The sequence below is a fragment of the Hafnia alvei genome (assembly GCF_964063325.1).
GTDB classification, from domain to species: domain Bacteria; phylum Pseudomonadota; class Gammaproteobacteria; order Enterobacterales; family Enterobacteriaceae; genus Hafnia; species Hafnia alvei_B.
The window spans coordinates 595,864-618,099 of record NZ_OZ061315.1 but is presented as its reverse complement, the minus strand read 5'-3'; the positions used below and the strand labels follow the sequence as shown (position 1 = coordinate 618,099).

The following is a 22,236-nucleotide window of genomic DNA, read 5'->3' as shown; positions in this document are numbered from 1 at the left end:
GGCTTTGTTTGTTATGCACTTATCTAGACATCCGACCAGTTTTCCAACCCGCTATCAAGAAATTGCGGCGTTATTGGAACAAGACCTTCGCCAGCATTATCAGTGCGGGGACTATCTTCCCGCAGAGCATCAACTCGCTGAGCGTTACGATGTGAATCGTCACACTCTGCGCCGCGCCATTGATGAGTTAGTGGTTCGAGGCTGGGTACAACGTCGTCAAGGCGTGGGCGTTTTAGTGTTGATGCGTCCGTTTGATTATCCGCTGCACTCACAGGCTCGCTTTAGCCAGAATCTATTGGAACAGGGCAGCCATCCCACCAGCGAGCGGCTGATCTCGGTGCTTCGCCCTACCGTTAGCCATATTGCCGATGCGCTAGGAATGGAAGAAGGTCAGCAGGTTATTCATCTGCGCACTCTGCGCCGTGTAAACGGCGTTCCGGTATGCGTTATCGACCATTTCCTACCGGATCTCAGCTGGTGGGGCACGTTGCAAAACTTCACCAGCGGTTCGCTGCACGGCTATATCCAGCAGCATCTTGGCCGTGAACTCAGCCGCACTCAAACCCGCATCAGCGCACGCCGCGCACAGGCCAAAGAGAGCCGACTGTTAGAAATCGCCACTCATGCACCGCTGATGTGTGTTCGTACCTTAAATCACTGTGAAGGCCAGCCACAGCCTGCGGAGTATTCCGTTAGCCTGACGCGTGCCGACATGATCGAACTGACCATGGAGCACTAAATGGACGCCATACCGTCTCACTCACATTTTTCAATCGCTGAGCGCCAACGCTGGATGGCAACGCTGGCGCACAGCCAGCCTGACGACCTTAATCCGCTGTGGGATGCCCTGCATCTCAATGCACTGGAGTGGAAAAATATTCGCCCCGCAGAAACCGGCCTCACCCAAATACAGGCGCGTACCGGCGGAAGCGGCCAGCGCTTCTTCCTCGGCGACGCCACGCTCACCCGCGCAGTCGTTCAGCTCAGCAGCGGCACCTATGGCTACAGCTATCAGCTTGGCCGCGACAAATCTCACGCCGAGCGCTGCGCGTTAATCGATGCCCTGCTGCAAGAACGCGAGCACAACATGGCTTTGCTGGAAAACCTGATTAACCCACTCGCCGCGCTGCAACAAGAACGACACCAGCAGCGCGCCCAAGAAATTGCAGCGAGCCGAGTGGACTTCTTCACTCTGGTTCGCGGAGACAACTAATGACGTTAATGACCGCTTTTACATTGCCCGTGCATGATGCACAAAACCACTTTCGCTGCCTGCTGAAAGCCATGAGCGAACCCGGCGTGATCGTGAATTTAATTAACACGCCAGAAGGCTGGCTACCGCTCAACAGCGCCACCACCAGCGTACTGTTAACTCTGAGTGACCAAGATACGCCAGTATGGTTCGCGCCCGAGCTCAGTTCCGAAACCGCACAGCAAAACCTGCGCTTTCATACCGGTGCTCCGCTGGCCGTCGAACCTTCACTGGCAACCTTTGCGGTCGTGAATGAACAGGTTACCGCTGAACAACTGACTGATTTTGCGCAAGGTGAAGATGTTTCGCCGGAAACCAGCGCCACGGTGATTGTGCAGGTAAAAAGCCTCAGCGGTGGCCATATGTTGCGCCTCACCGGCCCCGGTATTTTAGAAGAGCGCATGATTGCGCCCCAAATTTCAGACGTCGTGCTCAACGCTTTAACCGAACGTTCGCACAGCTTCCCGCTGGGCTGCGATTTCGTCTTTACCTGCGGCGAACGTCTGCTTGCCATACCGCGCACCACGCTCGTGGAGGTGTTCGATGTACGTAGCCGTTAAAGGAGGCGAAAAAGCCATTGCCGCCGCCCACCGTTTGCAAGAACAGAAGCGTCGCGGATCGCCTCAGCTCAATGAACTCAGCGTTGATCAAATCGATCAGCAGCTCGCGTTAGCCGTCGATCGCGTGATGACCGAAGGCGGGATCTACGATAGGCAGCTTGCCGCGCTGGCGATCAAACAGGCCAGCGGCGATCTGGTTGAAGCCATCTTTTTACTGCGCGCTTATCGCACCACATTACCGCGCCTGGCCGTCAGCGATGCCTTGAACACGCAGGATATGCGTTTAGAGCGCCGCATTTCAGCGGTGTATAAAGACCTGCCCGGTGGCCAAGTGCTCGGCCCCACCTACGACTACACCCATCGGCTGTTAGATTTCACGCTGTTAGCCAACGGCGAAACGCCGGAAATCAACCGCGATGAGGCTATGAACGAATCGCATAGCCCACACGTCTTCAGCATGTTGGCGCAGCAAGGCTTGGCACGCGCGGAACACGACAGCGGCGCCGAGCCAGACGATATCACCCGCACGCCGCCGGTTTATCCCTGCTCTCGCTCTGCGCGTTTACAGCAGTTGGTGCGTGGCGATGAGGGATATCTGCTGGCGCTGGGCTACTCCACCCAGCGCGGCTATGGGCGCAACCATCCGTTTGCGGGAGAAATTCGCAGCGGCTATGTCAGCCTGAGCATTACGCCCGAAGAGCTGGGCTTTTCCGTTGATATTGGCGAGCTGCTGCTGACCGAATGCGAAATGGTCAACGGCTTTGTTGCCCAGCCAGATGATGCCCCGCATTTCACTCGCGGCTACGGCTTAGTGTTTGGCATGAGCGAACGTAAAGCGATGGCGATGGCGCTGGTCGATCGCGCCCTTCAGGCACCCGATTACCAAGAGCAGATCAACGGCCCCGCTCAGGACGAAGAGTTCGTGCTGGCGCATGCCGATAGCGTAGAAGCCGCTGGTTTTGTCTCCCACCTTAAATTACCGCACTACGTTGATTTTCAAGCCGAGCTGGAATTACTCCACCGTTTACAACAGGAATTCAATGACCGTCAGGAGAATGCACATGACTAACGTGCTAACCGGTTACAGCTTAGCGGGCTATAACTACGGCTATCTCGATGAGCAGACCAAACGTATGATCCGCCGAGCGATCCTCAAAGCCGTGGCAATCCCCGGTTACCAAGTGCCCTTTGGCGGACGCGAAATGCCGATGCCCTATGGCTGGGGAACCGGCGGAATTCAGCTTACCGCTAGCGTGATTGGTGAAGCAGATACCTTAAAAGTGATCGATCAGGGCGCAGACGACACCACCAATGCGGTATCGATTCGCCGTTTCTTCCAGCGAGTTACCGGTGTTAACACCACAGAAGTGACCGCCGACGCCACGCTGATTCAAACTCGCCACCGCATACCTGAAACGCCGCTGCGCCAAGATCAAATCATCATCTATCAGGTTCCGATGCCTGAGCCGCTGCGTTTTATCGAACCACGTGAAACCGAAACGCGAAAAATGCATGCGCTGGAGGAGTATGGCGTTATGCAGGTAAAACTGTATGAGGACATCGCGCGTTTTGGCCACATCGCGACCACCTATGATTACCCCGTGAAGGTGAATCATCGCTATGTGATGGCTCCCTCCCCCATCCCAAAATTTGATAATCCCAAGATGAACATGATGCCCGCGCTACAGCTGTTTGGTGCCGGACGCGAAAAAAGGATCTACGCCGTGCCCCCGTTCACCAAAGTGGAAAGCCTCGACTTTGACGATCATCCGTTCAGCGTGCAGCAATGGGATCAGCCCTGCGCGATTTGCGGATCGCCGCACAGCTATTTGGATGAAGTGGTACTCGACGATCAAGGCTCCAGAATGTTCGTCTGCTCCGACACTGACTTTTGCCGCCAGCACAGCGAGGCCAACGCGCAATGAACGCCACAGACTCGATCTTCTCAGCGCCAGCCGCCGATCTGCCGCTGCTTTCCGTGAACAATCTGACCCACCTGTATGCGCCGGGCAAAGGCTTTAGCGATGTCTCTTTCGATCTCTATCCAGGCGAAGTGTTGGGGATCGTTGGTGAGTCGGGATCCGGTAAAACAACGTTGCTGAAATCCATCTCTGCGCGCCTCACCCCGCAGCAGGGAGAAATTCGCTATTTAAGCGCCCAAGGCATTCAGGATTTATACGCCATGAGCGAAAGCGACCGCCGCCGCCTGCTGCGCACCGAATGGGGCGTGGTGCATCAGCATCCGCTCGACGGGCTGCGCCCGCACGTTTCGGCCGGTGGCAATATCGGCGAACGCTTAATGGCCGTAGGCCAGCGTCATTACGGCAATATTCGCGCCGAAGCCATGCGTTGGCTGGAGGACGTGGAGATCCCAGCGACGCGCATCGACGATCTACCCACCACGTTTTCAGGCGGCATGCAGCAGCGACTGCAAATCGCCCGCAATCTGGTGACTCATCCACGCGTCGTGTTTATGGATGAACCCACCGGCGGGCTCGATGTTTCAGTGCAGGCGCGCCTGCTCGATCTACTGCGTACGCTGGTGGTCGAGCTCCAATTAGCCGTGGTGATCGTGACTCACGATCTCGGCGTTGCTCGCCTGCTGGCGCATCGTTTGCTGGTGATGAAGCAAGGCAAAGTGGTTGAGAGCGGGCTGACGGATCGCGTATTGGACGATCCTCATCATCCGTATACCCAGTTGCTGGTTTCTTCTGTTTTACAAAACTGAGTGAAAATCATGACCATAACAACACGCTTACGCGTAGAGAATCTGAGCAAAACCTTTGTGCTGCATCATCAAAACAGTATTCATCTGCCGGTACTTTCAGGCGCGTCATTGGAGGTTAGCGCCGGTGAATGCGTGGTTTTACACGGTCACTCGGGCAGCGGGAAATCAACGCTGTTGCGGTCGCTTTATGCTAACTATCTGCCCGATGAAGGCAGTATCTGGGTACAGCATCAGGGTGAATGGCTGGATATGGTGCAGGCTCCCGCAAGGCAGATCCTCGCGGTACGCCGCAGAACTATCGGCTGGGTCAGTCAGTTTCTGCGCGTGATCCCACGCATTAGCGCATTAGACGTGGTAATGCAGCCGATGCTTGAGCTGGGCTACGAACGTCAGGCCTGCGAACAAAAAGCGGCGGCGTTATTAACCCATCTCAACGTTCCCGAACGTCTCTGGCATCTGGCACCTTCTACCTTCTCCGGCGGCGAGCAGCAACGCGTAAATATCGCCCGTGGATTCGTGGTCGACTATCCGATTTTGTTGCTCGATGAACCCACGGCGTCGCTCGATACCGCCAACAGCGCTGCGGTAGTGAGTTTAATCGATCAAGCCAAAGCACGTGGTGCCGCTATCGTCGGGATCTTCCATGATGAAGCCGTGCGCGACCATGTTGCAGATCGTCTGCATGTGATGACTGAATAGCGGAGCAAAACCATGATCGTGAACAATGTAAAACTGGTGCTGGAAAATGAAGTGGTGGCAGGTTCGCTTGAAGTTCAAGACGGCGTGATCCGCGCCTTTGCCGACAGCGAGAGCCGCTTGCCTGAAGCCATAGATGGCAACGGCGGCTGGCTGCTGCCCGGTTTGATTGAGCTACACACCGATAATTTGGACAAGTTTTTCACTCCGCGTCCCAAGGTTAGTTGGCCTGCCCATTCAGCCATGAGCAGCCACGATGCGCTGATGATTGCCAGTGGGATCACCACGGTGCTTGATGCCGTAGCGTTGGGTGACGTGCGCGACGGCGGCGATCGCTTGGATAACTTGGAAAAAATGATTAACGCGGTGATCGACAGCCAGCAGCGCGGCGTGAATCGTGCCGAGCATCGTCTGCACCTACGCTGTGAATTGCCCCATCACAGCACGCTTCCGCTGTTTCAACAACTGGTGGAGAAACGCGGCGTGTCTCTGGTTTCATTGATGGATCATTCACCTGGGCAGCGCCAGTTCGTCAACCCGCAGAAATATCGCGAATACTTTCAGGGAAAATACCATCTCAGCGATGAGCAGATGGATGCCTATGAACGTGAACAGTTGGAGAATGCCGAACGCTGGTCACAGCCCAATCGCCATGCCATCGCTGAACTCTGCCGCACGCGCGGTATTGCGCTCGCCAGCCATGACGATGCCACCGAAGCACATGCCGATGAATCACATCAGTTGGGCAGCGTGATTGCCGAATTCCCCACCACGGTAGAGGCGGCGCACGCGTCACATCAACGCGGCCTGCAGGTCATGATGGGCGCACCCAACATTGTGCGGGGCGGCTCGCATTCCGGTAACGTTGCGGCTCATGAATTGGCGTCACTTGGCGTATTGGACATTCTGTCATCCGACTATTATCCCGCTAGCCTGCTGGACGCCGCGTTTTGCGTCGCCGCCAGCGAGAACAATACGTTTACGCTGCCTCAGGCGATGTCATTAGTGACGCGCAATCCGGCAAAAGCGCTGGGGCTGTCCGATCGCGGCGTGCTTGCGGAAGGCAAAAGAGCGGATTTGGTATTAGCTCAACGCCACGGCGAACATATTCATGTGAATCACGTCTGGCGTGAAGGGATGCGGGTGCTCTAATGGCAAAATTAATTTATCTGGTTGGCGCGTCGGGCTCAGGTAAAGACAGCTTGCTTCAGGCGTTACGCGAACAGCAAACCGCTCCGCTGCTCGTCGCCCATCGCTATATTACTCGGGCCTGTCATGCAGGCTCGGAAAATCACATCGAGCTCAGTGAGAACGAATTTATGCAGCGGCGCAGCCAAGGACTTTTTGCGCTGCACTGGCAGGCTAATCAGCATCATTATGGGTTAGGTATAGAAATAGATCAGTGGTTGGCTCAGGGGATAAACGTGGTGGTCAACGGTTCTCGCGCCCATCTGCCCACCGCCCGCGAGCGCTACGGCGATCGAATGCAGGCCGTGTGTTTACAGGTTTCTCAAGCCGCCTTACGCCAGCGATTATTGGCGCGTGGACGCGAAACACCGCTGCAAATAGAGCAACGTTTACAACGTGCGCAGGAGTACCAATTACCGGAAAGCACGCGCTGTGATTATCTGAATAATAATGATGAGTTGCAGCATACGCTGCGGGAGTTTTTGCGCCTCGTAGAACACACTATTGCTGTTTCCGTTTAATTTTCGTTTTTTTGTTTAGCCATCGCACAGAGGTTCTGTATGCCAGAGACGACTTCTCCCAATATCCTATTACGCCCCGCCACCGCGCTGGATGAAGGCACGGTGTATCACCTGATGTGTGAGCTGGAGCAATGTGAGTTCGACCGCCTCGCTTTCGCCAAAGGCTATGCGCTCAATTTGGCCAATCCGAATATGCACTATGCGTTAGCCACACAGGACGCCGAGGTGCTGGGATTTATTAGCCTTCATCTGCAATATCATCTGCATCACGTCAACTGGATTGCCGAAATTCAGGAGCTGATTATTACGCCGCAGGCGCGTGGCGCTGGCGTGGGTAAGCGGCTGTTGCGTTGGGCGGAAGATACGGCGCGTGAATTAGGGGCGGAGCAGACCGAGCTGTCCACGCGTGCAACGCGTTATGACGCACATCGTTTTTATCAGCGAGAAGGCTATCTTCACACGCATTTTCGCTTCGTTAAACCACTGTCGGATCAGTAACGATGTCTACGCTTACTTTCACGTTTTTAGGCACCGGCGGAGCACAACAGGTGCCCGCTTTTGGCTGCCAGTGTGTTGTTTGCCAGCAAGCCAGAGAACAGCCGCAGTATCGGCGAAAACCCTGTAGCGCCATGCTGGAATATAACGGTAGCCGAACGCTGATTGACGCAGGTTTGAACGACCTAACCGAACAGTTTACGCCTGAACAAATTAGCCAGTTTCTGCTGACGCATTACCATATGGATCATGTTCAGGGATTATTTCCGCTGCGCTGGGGCGTAGGTGAATCCATTCCCGTCTATGGGCCGCCGGATGAAATGGGCTGTGACGATCTGTTTAAGCACCCCGGCATACTCGATTTCAACCATACGCTCACGGCGTTTGAAACCATCTGGCTGCAAGGACTGAGCATCACACCGCTTCCGCTTAATCATTCGAAACTCACTTTTGGCTATCTATTCACAACGCCCCATCATCGAATCGCCTATCTGACGGATACCGCAGGTTTGCCAGAAGCTACCGCAGATTTTTTGTGCCAGCAGCCGCCTGAAATCATGATTATCGACTGTAGCCATGAGCCACGCCCAAGCACGCCGAAAAACCATAGCGATCTCAATACGGTGATAGCGTTAAAACAGCGGATAGGCTGCGAGAAAATTTGGCTGACCCACATTAGCCATCAGTTTGACCTGTGGATGCGAGAGAATTCACTCCCCGAAGGTATTGAAGCGGCCAGAGATGGATTAACGCTGACCGCAGATGAGAGTGACTATGATTGTAATGTCGATCGTTTAGAAGACCGAGATACACGGGTCTAGCATACCGCGGGGCGGTTACGGAACACATCCATGTGTTCCTCCCTAAAGGGCAACGCTGAAGCGTTGTTCAACTTTGCTCCTGGCAAAGTTGTCGGCGGCTTACGCCGCTACGACCCCATCGGCATGCTCCCCCTAAAATCGGGCTTAAGCTCTATTGAGAATATTTTTGAATCTGTTCTGATTCGATGATCTGCAAACGATACGGTGCTGGATGACGTGCAGATTTCAGCATCGCCATCGCCACAGCTGAAGCTTCGACGGCTTTCCATTTCTCAGGCAGCAGCTTAAAGATAGGTTCTGAAATTTGCTCTAGCAATCGTGGTTTTGGCCGGTCGCCTTGTAGCATTGATGGCCGCACTATTGTGAGATGCGGCCATGCTTGCAGCTCTAACGCTTTCTCCATTTCCCCTTTGGTCCGGCTGTAGAGGAATGAAGACTGTGGATTCGCGCCAAGCGCACTCACCACTGAATAGTGCTGGCAGCCATTTTTTAGCGCCACCGACCCACACTCAACCACCAGCGTGTAGTCTACATAGCGAAATGCGGCATCGCTGCCGGCATCTTTGCGCGTGGTACCCAAGCAACAAAATGCGATATCAATAGGGGTCGTCCATGTTGCCATCGTCGCGCACAGATCGTCTGCGACCGGATTCACCAGTTTTTCTGACGGCGGTAAGGGCTTACGCGTTGGGGCATAGATTTTGCTGATGCCCGGATCCTGTTCTAGAAGTTTGAGTAATTCACTTCCAACTAAGCCCGTCGCGCCTAACAATAAAATTTTCATCCGTTTTCCTCCCTGTTTTGAGTATAACGCGAGAAAAGCGACAGGTAAGGACTTCAAGCAATTAGTTTCAGTGATATATATCTAACTTCTCTATTGTCGTCATGATCATGTTGCCGTTATTCCTGCTCAGAAGTTCGCTCCCAGCGAATTTTCTTCGCAAAGCCTAATTTATTGTCCGTCATTTTTATCTGGTTGAGCGCAAGCTGCCAGATAGGCGCTGACATTAAACGAGCCGTGGGGAAGTGTTGATAATAGCGGCTACGCGCCAGACGCTCGTTTTCACCTTCTAATATCATGGCCTCGCCAGAAAATTGCAGCCCACGGATCAGCGCAATGGTTTTGGTTTGATGCGCTATTGTTCCTGCTACCTGAGGATTTTTGAGCAGCATCCCACCGTGGCGGGTACGCGTTTCCGTCATGAAATTGAGCGCCATACGATCTTCATCAAAGACATAGAAACAGTTGGCGCACCACATTTCCCCTTCCCAACAGGTTCCGAGTGTTAACACATGCTGGGCGCGCAGAAAGCGGCAAATATGCTCTTTATCAGTCGTCATGGGTTGGTCTCACAGGCCATGGTAGATGAGGGTATAATGTCATGAAACGGCTAACTGATTAAATCCTAATGACCACCGAACCTCATGAAACTCACTGGCATCTTTACCTCATACGCACCGCATCAGGCGCACTTTACACCGGTGTAACTACCGATGTAGAACGCCGCTACCAGCAGCATCAGCGCGGAACAGGTGCGAAGGCATTGCGCGGTAAGGGGCCATTACAGCTGGCATTTTCGTGCATCGTGGGCGAGAGAGGGCAAGCTTTGCGGTTGGAGTATCGTATCAAGCAGCTAAATAAAGCACAGAAAGAGAAATTGGTGACGGAAAACCCAGAAATGCTAGAGGAATGGTTTGAAAAAGTGTAATTGAACAACGAAGTTTATTAATGTTGAAAAAATATGCGGCTCCCCTTTGGCAATTTATTGTTGCTCTATCGGTGGAGCCGTAAAGAACGGCTGGTTTTTCTATATAGTGCCCTGGTGAGGCGAAATCAGCATCTTCAGACAGAGCGCAACAAACAGCGAATGTTTACGAGGCACGTTGTTATTTGTTTAGCTCTGTCACGTTCAATATAAACATTAAGCATCAGTCCGGGAACGGGTGAAAACCACCCTTGTAACACTTTAATAAAAGTGATACTAAAAGTGGTTTAGCCCAATTTCTTTAATTACACCCCTAATTATTTACATGCAAAGGTATCTTTCACAATGAACATCAATATTACGGATGAGCCAAACCCACAGGATGAAGAGTTTGTCATTGACAGTCTCTGGGCCCACAATAGCAAAACCGAAGCCGTCGATATTCATCCGTTATTTTTGACCGTTACTGACGACAAGGGAAAAATCGTTGCGGGTTTGGTTGCAAGAACTTGGTGGGGAGGTCTCGAGGTTCAATATCTGTGGGTCAGCGACGAATACCGTAAAAGTGGATATGGCCGCCAACTGATGGAAAATGCTGAAAAAGAAGCGCTGAAGCGCGGCTGCCATATGGCTTATGTCGATACCTTCGATTTTCAGGCCAGAGGTTTCTATGAGAAATTAGGCTATCGTGTATATGGTGATTTAGGCGGATATGCCCATAGATTTACTCGGCACTATCTGGCGAAAGAAATCTGATACATTCTTGAGCGAAGAGGTGGTCATGGATTTGCCCGATAAAAATAATGAAATTTATTTCAAGGGCCTGATTGCCATGATGGAACACTTGAGTGAACCGTGGGGCATCAAAGATCTGCACTCCCGCCATGTCTATATGAATCAGGCAGCTTATCTCTATACCAATACCCCCCTTGATTTCGATATCGAAGGTAAAAGGGACGATGAATTCCCCGCCCATTGGGCCGAGCTCTCTCCTGAATTTATAGAGCACGATAAAAGAACTGAAGAATCTCAGGATCGCGTCACAGTAATAGAAACACATTACTGGTACGGGAAATAATTCCTCATGCCTTATATCAGTGAAAAGCTGCCTATTTTCAATGAAAAAAAAGAACTAATTGGCGTGATGTGGAATGCCAAACCGCTTAATAGCTTGTCTCCTTTCAAATATATAAATCAGCAGAAGCCCAGTGTTCTCACCACTGAAATTATTAATACGACGTTCACTCGTTCTGAATTAGACGTCATATTTTTAATGTTGCAACGGCGCTCGGTTAAAGAAATCGCAAAAATATATAACATTAGTACCAAAACAATAGAAAACAGAATATATACCATTTACCAAAAATCTGATGTCCATACGCAGCAACAATTTGAGGAGTTTTGCAAAGTTGCGCATTTGGATAATTATATTCCCGACCGGCTAGTGGCAAAAGGGATTCAGTTTATCTAAATAACAAGGGTATACCTTATCGTGATCAAAATTGAAGATTATCCATTGAGCAGAGTGCCTCAGGATAAAAGGGTTTCATTTTTAAGCGTTGCTATGGTTCATATGGGTATGTTGACCGCGCTAGATCAGTTCATGCTTGGCGCGGTATTGGGTAATTCCATGTCGCTAACTGATGCATTTACGGCAATCCTGATCGGCAGCGTCATATTTGGCGTTGTCACCTACGGTCTCGGCTTGGCGGGTATGCGCGAAGGAATATCCGGCAGCCTGCTGGCGCGCTGGTGTGGTTTTGGCCGTTTGGGTTCGGTGCTGATCGGCGTGGTGGTCGCCGTCAGTTTGCTCGGCTGGTTTGGGATCCAAAACGCCATTTTTGCTAAATCCTTGGACTTTGCACTCGGCCACAAGCTGGGCTTTGGCTGGGCTGCGGCCTTATCCGGCAGTTTCCTCACCATCTTGGTCGCATTTGGTTTCAAGGCATTGCGCATTGCAGCCAGAATCGCCGTACCGATGTTTATTCTGCTGGTCGCCTATATTTCCATTAATGTTTTATCTGGCCATAATTTGCCTGAAATTATGCAATTGGCTCCGCATGGCGAACCGCTATCTATCAGCGCCGGTATTACGATCGTCGTTGGTGGCGCGATTGTTGCCAGTCTGATGACGCCCGATTTAACGCGTTACTCTAAAAACAAAAAACATGTGTTGGGCGTCACTATCGCCACCATCGTGGCCGGGGAGTTTATTATCAATGGCTTGGCGATTCTGATAGCCAAGACCTTAGGCACCGCGGACGTCGTGACGATCATGGCTCAAGCGGCGGGTGGTGCAGGTTTGCTGGTCGTCGTGTTCTCAACGCTAAGAGTTAACGATCTCAACCTCTATTCGTCTTCACTCGGTATCGTGAATGCGGTCGAAGGGCTCACCGGCAAGAGGCTGAAATACATCTCTACCACGCTGGTGATTGGCGTATTGGGGACCACGCTTTCGGTGCTGGGTATTTTGGATCGGTTTGTGGATTTTCTGACCGTGCTGGGCGTAGTTTTCCCACCGATTATCGGCATTATGCTGGTGGATTATTTTATCCTGCGCTCGCATCGTAACATTTTGGATAAGACTCGCGCAGAAGGAAAACTGCCAGATGACACCCAAACACCGGTTATTGGTTGGGCTGCCATTATCGCCAGCATTGTCGGGAGTATTGTCGGGCTGGTCACCGAATGGGGCATTCCAACGATCAATTCGTTGCTTGCCGCCAGCTTGATATATTGGCTGTTTAAAATCGCCGTCAATCGCAATCAAAAGCCTGTTGAGACAGAAACCGCCTAGTTTTGCCTCATAAACTCTGGATACTCCCTGAAAATGGGGAGTATCCATAGGTTTCAAACTCAGCCGCGTCCAAACGGGGCAGAATACTCAACTACCCCTTTGCAGTTTTCCATTTCACCATCGGCTAATGGGTAAACCTGAAACGACGCTTCTGTGCCCGGAAGTCGGCTACGCAGGCCATGTTCTGCGGCATTCTGAAAACCAAAACGACTGAAATAGGCCGGTTCACCGAGCACAACAACGGCGGAATAACCAAATTCATTCAGGGAGTCTAAACCTTCATAAATGATTTTTTCTGCCAGCCCCTGACGGCGGTGGGCTTCATCCACCACCACCGGCGCCAGACCTACGCATTGGCGGTCTTCACCATCAACATAAACCGGGCTGAAAGCCGCGTATCCAACCACGCCGCCCTCTTCATCGGTGGCAACAACGCCTAGCGTTAACAGGCCATCCTCACGCAGACGCTGTACAAGCTCCGCTTCTTCACTGGTTGGGAACGCGTTGCGTAGCAGCTGATCGATACCAGCAGCATCAACAGGAATTTCAACGCGAATTAGCATGGTGAAACCTCTTGGGTAGCGGGCGGTGATGCTTCTTTCATGCCTGCATCAACGAATTCAGCCAACTGTAACAGACCAAAACGCAGCAGCTTAGGCATAGCATCTAAATCTATCGCATCCATCAAATTTTTGACATATAAGCCAAGCTCAGTATCACCTTCAATACGTAAGCGGCGTTGGAAAAACAGCGTATCAGGATCTTCTTTGCGGGCTGCAATCAGAATCAAATCGTTGGCATCTGCGCTGAAGCTTACGTCGGCCTCTTGATGCTGGCTGACCTGCAATTTGCCTTGGTTAACGGTGACAAACCACTTTAAGCCAAGATCGCGTACCTCAACCTTCAGCCAACGATCTTCCAGAAACTCAAGCTCATCATCCTCAAGCGCCTGACGAAATTGCCAGCCCAGCAGTTGTTCCAGCACTTGTCGTTGCAAAGCAAACGGCGTGAATTTTAACGGGACGCTTAAAAACGCCGGGCCTTGACGCACTAAACGTGCTCGTAATTTTTCCAACACTGGAGTGACTCCTTTTGACACGGGGTGCGGGTATTTTGCCACATTAACAGCGTAAGACAGCGCGCTATATCAACAAAACGAACCCTTATTAGTTTGGCACACATAGAGAGCGAAAATAATTTGGGTAAAGAATAACCGCCATGTTGCTGCTGTCAACACGCGAGAAACTGCCTCAAATCAAAACGGCTGATGAATGGGTTATCTAGAATGATCGCCATTAAAATTATCACTCAGGGTTCAATCGATCACCTGTTGTCATTAATTGCCACTCATCGCTAACGTGGCTTGTTCAGGAATGATATATGGAGTTGCTTTGCCCCGCCGGAAACTTACCTGCCCTGAAGGCAGCGATCGATAACGGCGCAGACGCCGTTTATATCGGTTTAAAAGATGATACCAATGCACGGCATTTCGCTGGCTTGAACTTCACCGAGAAAAAACTTCAGGAAGCTGTTAGCTATGTGCACCGCCACAACCGCAAATTGCACATCGCGATTAATACTTTTGCCCATCCTGACGGCTATGCCCGCTGGGAGCGTGCTGTCGATATGGCGGCGCAGCTGGGAGCCGACGCGCTCATTTTAGCCGATCTTGCCATGCTCGAATATGCCGCCGAGCGCTATCCCCACGTGGAACGTCACGTGTCCGTTCAGGCATCGGCAACCAATGACGAAGCTATCCGTTTCTATAAACAGCACTTTGACGTAGCTCGTGTGGTGCTACCGCGCGTGCTGTCGATTCATCAGGTGAAACAGCTGGCCCGCAGCAGCGAAGTTCCACTGGAAGTCTTTGCGTTTGGCAGCCTGTGCATTATGGCTGAAGGGCGCTGTTATCTGTCCTCTTACCTCACAGGTGAGTCACCAAACACCGTTGGGGCCTGCTCTCCGGCTCGCTATGTTCGCTGGCAGCAAACTCCTCAAGGCATGGAATCACGCCTGAATGACGTGCTTATCGATCGCTATGAAGATGGCGAGAACGCCGGTTATCCAACGCTGTGTAAGGGTCGCTATATGGTGGACGGCGAGAAATATCATGCACTTGAAGAACCTACCAGCCTAAATACCCTTGAGCTTCTGCCTGATTTGCTCGGGGCAAATATCGCCTCGGTGAAAATTGAAGGCCGCCAACGTAGCCCTGCCTACGTGAGCCAAGTGGCGAAAGTATGGCGTCAGGCTATCGATCGCTGCCAAAAAGATCCGGAAGGCTATAAAGCAGAACAAAGCTGGATGGATAGCCTTGGCGCAATGGCAGAAGGAACTCAAACCACGTTGGGTGCCTATCACCGGAAATGGCAGTAAGGAGCTGAAAGCATGAAATATTCTCTAGGAGCCGTGCTCTATTACTGGCCAAAAGCCGAAATTGAACGTTTTTACCAAGCCGCGACGCAAAGCGAAGCCGATATTATCTACCTCGGTGAAACCGTTTGTTCTAAGCGCCGTGAAATGAAAGTGGCAGATTGGCTGGACGTTGCCAAACAGGTGGCACAGTCGGGCAAACAGGTTGTTATCTCTACGCTTGCGCTGCTGCAGGCGCCCTCCGAGCTTAATGAACTGAAGCGCTATGTTGAAAACGGTGATTTCCTGATTGAGGCCAACGATTTGGGCACGGTAAACATGGCCGCCGAGCGCAAATTACCGTTTGTGGCAGGGCATGCGTTGAACTGCTACAACGCCGTCACGCTGCGCTTGTTGCACAAACAAGGCATGATGCGTTGGTGTATGCCGGTTGAGCTTTCTCATGACTGGCTTAAAAACGTGATGACTCAGTGCGAAGATCTGGGCATCCGCAATAAGTTTGAAGTGGAAGTGCTGAGCTATGGTCATCTCCCTCTGGCCTATTCTGCCCGCTGCTTTACCGCACGTTCGGAAGATTTGCCTAAAGATCAGTGCGAAACTTGCTGTATCAAATACCCTCAAGGTCGCCGCGTGTTATCGCAGGAAAATCAGCAGGTATTTGTGCTGAATGGTATTCAGACGCAGAGTGGATATTGCTATAACCTTGGCAATAACCAACTGGAAATGCAGGGATTAGTCGACATCGTTCGTCTATCGCCAGAAAGTATGGATACGCTCAGCGTGCTGAGTCAGTTCCGCGCTAATGAACAAGGTGCTCAGCCATTAACCTTGGAAAATCGCGCCGACTGCAACGGCTATTGGCAGCGCGTTGCCGGGCTCGAATTAGTTCAGTAACCCTCTGTTTATAAAAAATGGGAGCCAAGGCTCCCATTTTCATACTGGCCATTCTCACTCGTTATTACGATGCTTTCTTAGCCATAATCTCAATAATCTGCGTATCCGTTTGCTGCATCGAGTGGCAGGCTAACGCGCAGAGATTAGCGATCGAGCGATCGACATCGTCGGTCACAATGCCTTCGTTACCCGTTACACAGCTATTGTCCAGCGCCATCAGCACGGCTTTATAGGCGGCTGACACGCTGGTTGATACTTTCATCGCACAGCTATTCGATGCGCCATCACAAATCATGCCGCTTACGTCACCAATCATGCTGCTAATTGCCATGGCTACCGTTTCATAGCGCCCTTCAATCAACCATGCGATCCCTGCCGCCGCCCCCATTGACGCCGTTGTCGCGGCACAGAGCGCCGAAAGCGTTGGCAGCTGGCTATGGATATAGATTGCCGTGAGATGTGACAACATTAACGCACGGGTTAGTTGTTCTTCGCTGGCACCGAGGTACTCAGCCACCACCACCACTGGCATGGTAGCTGCAATGCCCTGATTCCCCGAGCCTGAATTACTCATAGCCGGCATTACCGCGCCGCCCATACGTGCATCAGAGGCTGAAGAAGTGCGGATCATGATATCGGTGAGTAAATCACGCGCCAATAACCCACGTTCGCGCTGGCGCTGAAGCGTCGCACCGATATGCAAACCATATTGGTGGCTGAGACCTTCTAACGACAGCGCCTTGTTCAAGGTGGCGGCTTCTAGAATAAAATGGATCCGCGCCAACGGCACGTTAACCGCAAAATCAAATACCTGTTTTAACGACGCTTTTTTCAGGCAATAACCTTCTTGGCAAGTCTCTTCGCCGCTGTTATCTGCGTTATGGCAAGCATCAAACAGTACATCACCGTTTTTGACGATTTTGATGACGTTGGTATGACCATCGGCAATCGTGACACAGACTGACTCCGTTGGGCCAAACACAGTAACTTGAGAGAATAAAATGTGCTCACACGGTTGTTGGATACCCACGGTGACGGCTCCACTCGCCAGAAGCGACTTCCCTGCCGCTATCGACTCTGGCGTTGCATGCTTGAGCACTTCCAACCCTGCGCTGGCATCGCCACCCATCGCCCCCACGGCCGCGGCGATCGGCAACCCAACCATCCCCGTACCGGGCACGGTGACTCCCATACCATTTTTCATTAGGTTAGGCGAAACACGTGCTTCGATACGTTCAACGGATTCTGGAAGATATGAAGCGGCAACGGCAGCAGCCAACGCCAAAGAAACTGGCTCTGTGCAGCCTACTGCGGGCTTAACTTCTTGCTGTACCGCACGGATAAACTCACTCCACAATTCATCACGTGATTCGGTACACAACAGATTTTCGCTTTCATACTTGCTCATAATTCAGACCTTAATAACAAGACTACAAAAAATATTCAGTTTTTAATTTATTAGGAGAAGGCTAGGAATGGAGAAACACATAACAGCAACCCGGTAATGATAATAATGGTCAACGAAGTTCCTTTATATTTATGCAATGCAGGCACCTTGTAGACCAAATAAGCGGGAATTAAGCAGCCAACCATCCCAAATATCGGGCTACAGATGGAGGTAAAGCTTAAAACTGGTGCGTTAAGAATGATGGCACTCCAAGCCAGTAGAATGGCGAACAGCATAATTCCGTTCTGAACCCATTTTTCATTGATCTTCTCCGCAGGCATACGACGACGTAGAATGTTCATCACAATACCCTGCGTTGCCTCACGGAAGCCTAAATAAACGCCAAAGAAGGCGGTCATTACCGCAAAGATATTCAGGATAACGCTGACTACCGTTGCCCAGCTGCCAGGGAAGAATTGCGCAGCAATAGCGAGAGCCGAGATATTTTGCTCGTAGGCTTTAACCGCTTCATCGTGCCCCATCGCCAAGGTGAAAGAGACCGCATAGAAGAATACCGTGACGAATAAAACGCCAAAGGCAATGTTCATTGCTCGCAGCGCTTTATGGCGAGCAACCTCGCGTGATTTTTCTTTAGAGCGGTAAGAAATCACCATCGGGCTAAGAGTTTGAATAAACAGAATAGACGTTAGAGTAAACGGCAACGTAATGATGGCATTTTTAATCAGCAGCCCCATCGGCGGTAGCGCCCCTGAATTGTGCAGATGCCACATACCCACCATCGAGACGCCTAATGCGGCTACTACTAAAAGCTTTGTAAGAACCATAAAGCTGGAGAGCTTAAATAATAGTTTTTCACCACGAGATGAAATGGCAACCAAAATACAAATCAGCACCAAACCATAAAACGGATTCTCAGAAAGAAGCCCGTCCGTTACGCCAAAAGTATGTAAATAGGATGCACTATCATTAGTAATCGCCGTTGAATAAACGAACATCCAAATAACTAACATAACGAAATATAATGCACCTAACAAAATACCCCAGTTTTTACCCAAGTATCCGCTGATTACACTCGGATAATCTTTACACTCTGGAGATTCAGCCAGCGTATTAATAAATAGACGCTGGAATAAATACATCGCAGGGTAACCGATAATGGAAGAGAGTAAGAAAACCCATAGCCCCATTAGCCCAACCTGAACCGGTAAAAAGACAATGCCGGCACCAATTGCCATGCCGATACTCATAATGATCCAGCCGGCATCCGTACTATCAAACTTAATAGCCTCACGCCATTCGCTTTCGGACATGCCTCCACGACTATTGGCAGAAAGATCGTTCACAACGATACTGCTATTCTCTGATGCTGTTTCCATAATAATTCTCGCTCGCCATATTCCCGCCATACTTCAAACTGCATTACTGCTAAGTGCGGTAGTTCACTGCAGTCTCAACGCAGTTCTAATTATTTTGGGTATTTTTATGTGTAGGTTTTATTTTCTTTTTAATGTACAGACGTAATATGCAGGCTTTTTATTATGCAGAAATGATACGCCGGTAAATGGAGAATATTTTTTCAACTATGTCCCTCATAATGGCGATTCATGAGAAAAACATTCTCCAAAAAGAGAATAAAACTAAAAATTTAACTCTAAAAATCCAGTTTTATACAAGCACTGACCTAAGTGCAAATACGAAAACTCCTAATCATATGAATAATAATGAAATTTTATTTTATGCGTCTTAACTCAAGATGTAACGTCTTAACGGCATAGGAAATTTTTGTGATATGCAGCAAGTTGATGTGAGTAGAAAATCAAAGAACAAAGCCTTACTAACATGATGGGTATCACACAATAAACGATAAGAACTCTCGCATCAGCCATTTACTCTGTAGTTTGTTGAATAAATGAAAACAGTTGGAATATTAAACTAGATTTTCTGCATAAGCGGTTCAGGCTTCGATTTTGGCTCAAACTCATCCATTGGAATAGCACGCTAATCCACAGCCAGCTATTGATTAATTATTACATATGATTAACATCAACCTAAAACCAGACCGATTGGTCTATTTATAGGAATAATGTTATGACTTCTCGTTCCGTACCTTTTTCAGTTCTCGACCTGTCTCCAATCCCCACGGGAGCAACGGCCCGTGATGCATTTCATCGCTCGCTGAGTCTGGCCCAGCATGCTGAGAATTGGGGTTTTCATCGCTACTGGTTGGCTGAACATCACAACATGACCGGCATAGCGAGCGCCGCCACGTCGGTGCTGATTGGGTACATCGCTGGTGGAACCAAAACTATTCGCGTCGGCTCTGGGGGCGTGATGCTACCCAACCATGCCCCATTGGTGATTGCCGAACAGTTTGGCACGCTTGAGTCACTCTATCCGGGACGCATTGATTTGGGGCTAGGCCGTGCGCCCGGTTCCGACCAGAGAACCATGATGGCTCTACGTCGTAGCCTACACGGAGAAATTGACGATTTCCCTCAAGACGTGCTCGAACTACAGCGCTACTTTGCCGAAGTCACCGAGGATCAGCATGTACAAGCCGTGCCTGGGCAAGGTTTGCATATCCCTATCTGGCTATTGGGCTCAAGCCTTTACAGTGCACAGCTCGCCGCTAAGCTCGGATTACCTTTTGCCTTTGCATCACATTTCGCTCCCGATATGCTGCATCAGGCACTGGCGCTTTACCGTAGCCAGTTCCAACCATCGGCGGCTTTGGCTAAGCCATACGCGATTGTTTGCATCAACGTGGTCGCCGCCGATAGCGAACGCGACGCACGCTTCCTGTTTACCTCAATGCAGCAGCAGTTTATTAATCTTCGTCGTGGCAAACCGGGGCCTTTACCAGCCCCAGTACAAGACATTTCCGACTATTGGAGCGGCGGCGAGCAATACGGCGTTGAACAGGCGCTTAGAATGTCTGTGGTGGGCGACCCCGCCCAAGTGAAGAGCGGTTTGGAAGCGTTACTAAGAGAAACTCAGGCGGATGAAATTATGGTTAACGGGCAGATTTTTGATCATCAGGCGCGGCTGAGATCTTTTGAGATTGTTGCCGACATAAAACCTCATCTGAGCATTCCTGAACTGATTGGCTAAGACACCTAGTGCGCCTTAGCCAGCGCAGGTTTATCGCTGAATGAGATAGCGAATAGTTGGACCATCTTGTTGGATGTCGAGCACGGTGTAACCGTGATTCTTGGCATCCAGCGGGATATTATTAATAGACTGAGGGCAATCGCTCACCACTTCTAAAATCTCGCCCGGTTTAAGATTGGGCATCGCTTCCAATGTAGCGACCGCAGGGTACGGACACGGTTCACCGACCATATCTAAACGGTAGTCTGGAATAATCTCTGCGTGTTTCATGCGATCTCCTTAACAGCGCTGTTCACCTGAGTTTTAGTGCGGAAGAAACGTTTTTCCCACGCTACAACCAACAAAAATGCCGCCAGCAGCATAAGGTAAGTCACCAGCAATCCACCCAGCGGGCCAAAGGTTTGCAGCAGATTTACTTTGTCGTATGACGTTGCTAAAGATGGCGCCAAATCGTCCCAGTAATAAGCCAAAATGGTCGCGCCCAGAATGTTACCAAAACCAACCCACCAGAAATGGACTTGCCCTTCAACGGCGCGATACATCCAGCCGGTTTCGCAGCCGCCAGCCAGTACAATACCGAAGCCAAACAGCAGGCCACCCAGTACCGCATTTGGCCCTGCCCACATAATTTTTGGTGGTAGACCCATTTGTACATAGCTAAAAATACCGATAGCGCTCACCGCCATACCAATGATGATGGCCTTGGCCATGTGAGTGCGGCCAGTGATCCACAAGTCACGGAATGCTGAGGTAAAACAGATTTGGGCACGCTCAATCAACAAGCCAAAGCCTACGCCAAATAGCATGGCTAAACCTAGCTTAGGCGCATTCATTGCGGTTAAACCGCCCCATAGGATCACAGCAAAGAAAATGATCATGCCCAAACGAAAACGACGCTTAGCCTGAGCTGGTTTCTGTGTTAACGGAGACGCCGCACTGACTTTCTGCAGCTTAACCGGAATACGGAACATCGGCAGCAAAGTGAAACGAGCACCGAAATAGGAACCCACCGCCGTTGCTAATGCAAAGAACCATGCATGAAGAGAGAACTGAGGAATTCCAGTAAAGAACGCCGCAAGGTTACAGCCCATTGCCAAACGAGCGCCAAAACCGGCAATCATTCCACCGAGTACGGCCTGAAAGATACGGATGCGATGCTGCGGCATACGTAGTTTCACGTTATTAGCCCACAGCGCGGCTGCGAAACAGCCACCGAACATGCCGATAACCATCATGCCATCAATGCGATCCAGCGGTGAGCCATCAAGCCCAATCACTTTAAAATAGCCCCATTGCTCGGGATGAGCACCGAATAGCTGTAATACGTGACCGCCCCAGCGGGTAAACTCCCCCGTCACAGCCCAGAACGTACCGGTGATACCAAAGTAGTAAGTCGATAAAACGCCTGCGGCAATAACCGCAGGGAGCGGTGCCCAAAATTTTATGAGGTATTGCTGTTTGAAGTTTAGCCAAGACATGAAGTATCCCCTTGTTATAGCAGCCCCCGACCGGGGAACTGTCTTGAGGTTGTCACCCTCAATCGCCAAGCATGATACGCCGATAAAACGTATTTCAAAGGCAAGAAATAAACTTATGGGAATAACTACACAGAAAGCAGCCAGATAGAGAAAAGCCGATAAATAAAAAGCAAAAAAAAAGCCAACCCGAGGGTTGGCTTGATATGTT

The 22,236-nt window shown here is 50.8% G+C and carries 25 protein-coding genes and 1 pseudogene; 18 read left to right on the top strand and 8 right to left on the bottom strand.

Annotated elements, in window-relative coordinates; all coding sequences use genetic code 11:
* The first annotated feature begins 13 nt into the window (after window positions 1-13).
* From phnF to phnP, 11 genes are read left to right on the top strand one after another with little or no spacing between them, the layout of a single operon-like run.
* Window positions 14-739 carry a phosphonate metabolism transcriptional regulator PhnF gene (phnF, locus tag AB3Y96_RS02940; RefSeq protein WP_367298442.1) on the top strand — a complete coding sequence of 242 codons (726 nt, stop codon included), beginning with the start codon at window positions 14-16 and terminating at the stop codon, window positions 737-739.
* The gene (gene phnG, locus AB3Y96_RS02935; protein WP_367298441.1) at window positions 740-1,213 is read left to right on the top strand and encodes a phosphonate C-P lyase system protein PhnG; all 474 of its coding nucleotides are present in this window, start codon (window positions 740-742) and stop codon (window positions 1,211-1,213) included.
* Window positions 1,213-1,812, top strand: coding sequence for a phosphonate C-P lyase system protein PhnH (gene phnH / locus AB3Y96_RS02930; RefSeq protein ID WP_367298440.1), 600 nt, complete (start codon window positions 1,213-1,215; stop codon window positions 1,810-1,812). Before phnG ends, phnH begins: the two co-directional genes overlap by 1 nt.
* Entirely contained in the window at window positions 1,796-2,881 is a 1,086-nt protein-coding gene (locus tag AB3Y96_RS02925) for a carbon-phosphorus lyase complex subunit PhnI (protein WP_367298439.1), read from the top strand. Before phnH ends, AB3Y96_RS02925 begins: the two co-directional genes overlap by 17 nt.
* Window positions 2,874-3,737, top strand: a complete 864-nt coding sequence (locus AB3Y96_RS02920) for an alpha-D-ribose 1-methylphosphonate 5-phosphate C-P-lyase PhnJ (protein WP_072307768.1) — start codon at window positions 2,874-2,876, stop codon at window positions 3,735-3,737. The genes AB3Y96_RS02925 and AB3Y96_RS02920 overlap by 8 nt, the downstream gene beginning before the upstream one ends.
* Window positions 3,734-4,540 (top strand): phosphonate C-P lyase system protein PhnK, encoded by an 807-nt coding sequence (gene phnK, locus AB3Y96_RS02915; protein WP_367298438.1) that lies wholly within the window; start codon window positions 3,734-3,736, stop codon window positions 4,538-4,540. Before AB3Y96_RS02920 ends, phnK begins: the two co-directional genes overlap by 4 nt.
* A 9-nt stretch (window positions 4,541-4,549) precedes the next feature.
* A complete protein-coding gene (gene phnL, locus AB3Y96_RS02910) occupies window positions 4,550-5,239 on the top strand; it encodes a phosphonate C-P lyase system protein PhnL (protein WP_072307770.1) in 690 nt (229 codons plus the stop codon).
* 12 nt (window positions 5,240-5,251) lie between these two features.
* Complete coding sequence (phnM, locus tag AB3Y96_RS02905; protein WP_367298437.1) at window positions 5,252-6,388, top strand: alpha-D-ribose 1-methylphosphonate 5-triphosphate diphosphatase; 1,137 nt, start codon at window positions 5,252-5,254, stop codon at window positions 6,386-6,388.
* Complete coding sequence (gene phnN, locus AB3Y96_RS02900) at window positions 6,388-6,945, top strand: ribose 1,5-bisphosphokinase (protein WP_367298436.1); 558 nt, start codon at window positions 6,388-6,390, stop codon at window positions 6,943-6,945. The genes phnM and phnN overlap by 1 nt, the downstream gene beginning before the upstream one ends.
* Window positions 6,946-6,984: 39 nt before the next feature.
* Window positions 6,985-7,443 carry an aminoalkylphosphonate N-acetyltransferase gene (phnO, locus tag AB3Y96_RS02895; RefSeq protein WP_367298435.1) on the top strand — a complete coding sequence of 153 codons (459 nt, stop codon included), beginning with the start codon at window positions 6,985-6,987 and terminating at the stop codon, window positions 7,441-7,443.
* Between the two features lie 2 nt (window positions 7,444-7,445).
* On the top strand, window positions 7,446-8,261 hold the full coding sequence (gene phnP, locus AB3Y96_RS02890) for a phosphonate metabolism protein PhnP (protein ID WP_367298434.1): 816 nt from the start codon (window positions 7,446-7,448) through the stop codon (window positions 8,259-8,261).
* Between the two features lie 151 nt (window positions 8,262-8,412).
* Here the strand turns inward: phnP and AB3Y96_RS02885 are convergent, their stop codons facing one another.
* The gene (locus AB3Y96_RS02885; RefSeq protein ID WP_072307774.1) at window positions 8,413-9,045 is read right to left on the bottom strand and encodes an NAD(P)H-binding protein; all 633 of its coding nucleotides are present in this window, start codon (window positions 9,043-9,045) and stop codon (window positions 8,413-8,415) included.
* A gap of 116 nt (window positions 9,046-9,161) precedes the next feature.
* The gene (locus AB3Y96_RS02880) at window positions 9,162-9,602 is read right to left on the bottom strand and encodes a YhbP family protein (RefSeq protein ID WP_367298433.1); all 441 of its coding nucleotides are present in this window, start codon (window positions 9,600-9,602) and stop codon (window positions 9,162-9,164) included.
* 68 nt (window positions 9,603-9,670) lie between these two features.
* On the opposite strand from AB3Y96_RS02880, the gene AB3Y96_RS02875 reads away from it, so the two are divergent.
* From AB3Y96_RS02875 to AB3Y96_RS02860, 4 genes and pseudogenes are all read left to right on the top strand, one after another.
* Window positions 9,671-9,970: a GIY-YIG nuclease family protein gene (locus AB3Y96_RS02875; RefSeq protein WP_072307776.1), complete on the top strand. Its 300-nt coding sequence runs from the start codon at window positions 9,671-9,673 to the stop codon at window positions 9,968-9,970.
* Window positions 9,971-10,312: 342 nt separating this feature from the next.
* The gene (locus AB3Y96_RS02870) at window positions 10,313-10,723 is read left to right on the top strand and encodes a GNAT family N-acetyltransferase (RefSeq protein ID WP_072307777.1); all 411 of its coding nucleotides are present in this window, start codon (window positions 10,313-10,315) and stop codon (window positions 10,721-10,723) included.
* Window positions 10,724-10,748: 25 nt separating this feature from the next.
* A pseudogene (locus tag AB3Y96_RS02865) lies at window positions 10,749-11,438 on the top strand (helix-turn-helix transcriptional regulator).
* A gap of 21 nt (window positions 11,439-11,459) precedes the next feature.
* Window positions 11,460-12,764: a cytosine permease gene (locus tag AB3Y96_RS02860; protein WP_072307779.1), complete on the top strand. Its 1,305-nt coding sequence runs from the start codon at window positions 11,460-11,462 to the stop codon at window positions 12,762-12,764.
* Window positions 12,765-12,823: 59 nt separating this feature from the next.
* On the opposite strand, the gene AB3Y96_RS02855 is transcribed toward AB3Y96_RS02860, so the two are convergent.
* Both AB3Y96_RS02855 and AB3Y96_RS02850 read right to left on the bottom strand, forming a co-directional pair.
* A complete protein-coding gene (locus AB3Y96_RS02855) occupies window positions 12,824-13,327 on the bottom strand; it encodes a GNAT family N-acetyltransferase (RefSeq protein WP_367298432.1) in 504 nt (167 codons plus the stop codon).
* A complete protein-coding gene (locus AB3Y96_RS02850; RefSeq protein ID WP_367298431.1) occupies window positions 13,321-13,842 on the bottom strand; it encodes an SCP2 domain-containing protein in 522 nt (173 codons plus the stop codon). The genes AB3Y96_RS02855 and AB3Y96_RS02850 overlap by 7 nt, the downstream gene beginning before the upstream one ends.
* 302 nt (window positions 13,843-14,144) lie before the next feature.
* On the opposite strand from AB3Y96_RS02850, the gene AB3Y96_RS02845 reads away from it, so the two are divergent.
* The gene (locus tag AB3Y96_RS02845) at window positions 14,145-15,140 is read left to right on the top strand and encodes a peptidase U32 family protein (RefSeq protein WP_367298430.1); all 996 of its coding nucleotides are present in this window, start codon (window positions 14,145-14,147) and stop codon (window positions 15,138-15,140) included.
* Window positions 15,141-15,152: 12 nt separating this feature from the next.
* Window positions 15,153-16,031 carry a U32 family peptidase gene (locus tag AB3Y96_RS02840; RefSeq protein ID WP_072307782.1) on the top strand — a complete coding sequence of 293 codons (879 nt, stop codon included), beginning with the start codon at window positions 15,153-15,155 and terminating at the stop codon, window positions 16,029-16,031.
* 64 nt (window positions 16,032-16,095) lie between these two features.
* On the opposite strand, the gene AB3Y96_RS02835 is transcribed toward AB3Y96_RS02840, so the two are convergent.
* A complete protein-coding gene (locus tag AB3Y96_RS02835; protein ID WP_072307783.1) occupies window positions 16,096-17,439 on the bottom strand; it encodes a serine dehydratase subunit alpha family protein in 1,344 nt (447 codons plus the stop codon).
* 50 nt (window positions 17,440-17,489) lie between these two features.
* The gene (locus AB3Y96_RS02830) at window positions 17,490-18,815 is read right to left on the bottom strand and encodes an amino acid permease (protein ID WP_072307784.1); all 1,326 of its coding nucleotides are present in this window, start codon (window positions 18,813-18,815) and stop codon (window positions 17,490-17,492) included.
* Window positions 18,816-19,527: 712 nt separating this feature from the next.
* Between AB3Y96_RS02830 and AB3Y96_RS02825 the strand changes: the two genes are divergently transcribed.
* The gene (locus AB3Y96_RS02825) at window positions 19,528-20,550 is read left to right on the top strand and encodes a luciferase-like monooxygenase (protein WP_367298429.1); all 1,023 of its coding nucleotides are present in this window, start codon (window positions 19,528-19,530) and stop codon (window positions 20,548-20,550) included.
* 30 nt (window positions 20,551-20,580) lie between these two features.
* Here AB3Y96_RS02825 and yedF read toward each other — a convergent pair whose 3' ends face one another.
* Both yedF and yedE read right to left on the bottom strand, forming a co-directional pair.
* The gene (yedF, locus tag AB3Y96_RS02820; protein WP_025798870.1) at window positions 20,581-20,820 is read right to left on the bottom strand and encodes a sulfurtransferase-like selenium metabolism protein YedF; all 240 of its coding nucleotides are present in this window, start codon (window positions 20,818-20,820) and stop codon (window positions 20,581-20,583) included.
* Window positions 20,817-22,028, bottom strand: a complete 1,212-nt coding sequence (gene yedE, locus AB3Y96_RS02815) for a selenium metabolism membrane protein YedE/FdhT (RefSeq protein ID WP_367298428.1) — start codon at window positions 22,026-22,028, stop codon at window positions 20,817-20,819. The genes yedF and yedE overlap by 4 nt, the downstream gene beginning before the upstream one ends.
* Between the last annotated feature and the right edge of the window lie 208 nt (window positions 22,029-22,236).

Bases quoted from the DNA above. Each gene is read 5' to 3' on its own strand.
- phnF (WP_367298442.1), top strand. From the start codon at position 14: ATGCACTTATCTAGACATCCGACCAGTTTTCCAACCCGCTATCAAGAA.
- phnG (WP_367298441.1), top strand. From the start codon at position 740: ATGGACGCCATACCGTCTCACTCACATTTTTCAATCGCTGAGCGCCAA.
- phnH (WP_367298440.1), top strand. From the start codon at position 1,213: ATGACGTTAATGACCGCTTTTACATTGCCCGTGCATGATGCACAAAAC.
- AB3Y96_RS02925 (WP_367298439.1), top strand. From the start codon at position 1,796: ATGTACGTAGCCGTTAAAGGAGGCGAAAAAGCCATTGCCGCCGCCCAC.
- AB3Y96_RS02920 (WP_072307768.1), top strand. From the start codon at position 2,874: ATGACTAACGTGCTAACCGGTTACAGCTTAGCGGGCTATAACTACGGC.
- phnK (WP_367298438.1), top strand. From the start codon at position 3,734: ATGAACGCCACAGACTCGATCTTCTCAGCGCCAGCCGCCGATCTGCCG.
- phnL (WP_072307770.1), top strand. From the start codon at position 4,550: ATGACCATAACAACACGCTTACGCGTAGAGAATCTGAGCAAAACCTTT.
- phnM (WP_367298437.1), top strand. From the start codon at position 5,252: ATGATCGTGAACAATGTAAAACTGGTGCTGGAAAATGAAGTGGTGGCA.
- phnN (WP_367298436.1), top strand. From the start codon at position 6,388: ATGGCAAAATTAATTTATCTGGTTGGCGCGTCGGGCTCAGGTAAAGAC.
- phnO (WP_367298435.1), top strand. From the start codon at position 6,985: ATGCCAGAGACGACTTCTCCCAATATCCTATTACGCCCCGCCACCGCG.
- phnP (WP_367298434.1), top strand. From the start codon at position 7,446: ATGTCTACGCTTACTTTCACGTTTTTAGGCACCGGCGGAGCACAACAG.
- AB3Y96_RS02885 (WP_072307774.1), bottom strand. From the start codon at position 9,045: ATGAAAATTTTATTGTTAGGCGCGACGGGCTTAGTTGGAAGTGAATTA.
- AB3Y96_RS02880 (WP_367298433.1), bottom strand. From the start codon at position 9,602: ATGACGACTGATAAAGAGCATATTTGCCGCTTTCTGCGCGCCCAGCAT.
- AB3Y96_RS02875 (WP_072307776.1), top strand. From the start codon at position 9,671: ATGACCACCGAACCTCATGAAACTCACTGGCATCTTTACCTCATACGC.
- AB3Y96_RS02870 (WP_072307777.1), top strand. From the start codon at position 10,313: ATGAACATCAATATTACGGATGAGCCAAACCCACAGGATGAAGAGTTT.
- AB3Y96_RS02855 (WP_367298432.1), bottom strand. From the start codon at position 13,327: ATGCTAATTCGCGTTGAAATTCCTGTTGATGCTGCTGGTATCGATCAG.
- AB3Y96_RS02845 (WP_367298430.1), top strand. From the start codon at position 14,145: ATGGAGTTGCTTTGCCCCGCCGGAAACTTACCTGCCCTGAAGGCAGCG.
- AB3Y96_RS02840 (WP_072307782.1), top strand. From the start codon at position 15,153: ATGAAATATTCTCTAGGAGCCGTGCTCTATTACTGGCCAAAAGCCGAA.
- AB3Y96_RS02835 (WP_072307783.1), bottom strand. From the start codon at position 17,439: ATGAGCAAGTATGAAAGCGAAAATCTGTTGTGTACCGAATCACGTGAT.
- AB3Y96_RS02830 (WP_072307784.1), bottom strand. From the start codon at position 18,815: ATGGAAACAGCATCAGAGAATAGCAGTATCGTTGTGAACGATCTTTCT.
- AB3Y96_RS02825 (WP_367298429.1), top strand. From the start codon at position 19,528: ATGACTTCTCGTTCCGTACCTTTTTCAGTTCTCGACCTGTCTCCAATC.
- yedF (WP_025798870.1), bottom strand. From the start codon at position 20,820: ATGAAACACGCAGAGATTATTCCAGACTACCGTTTAGATATGGTCGGT.
- yedE (WP_367298428.1), bottom strand. From the start codon at position 22,028: ATGTCTTGGCTAAACTTCAAACAGCAATACCTCATAAAATTTTGGGCA.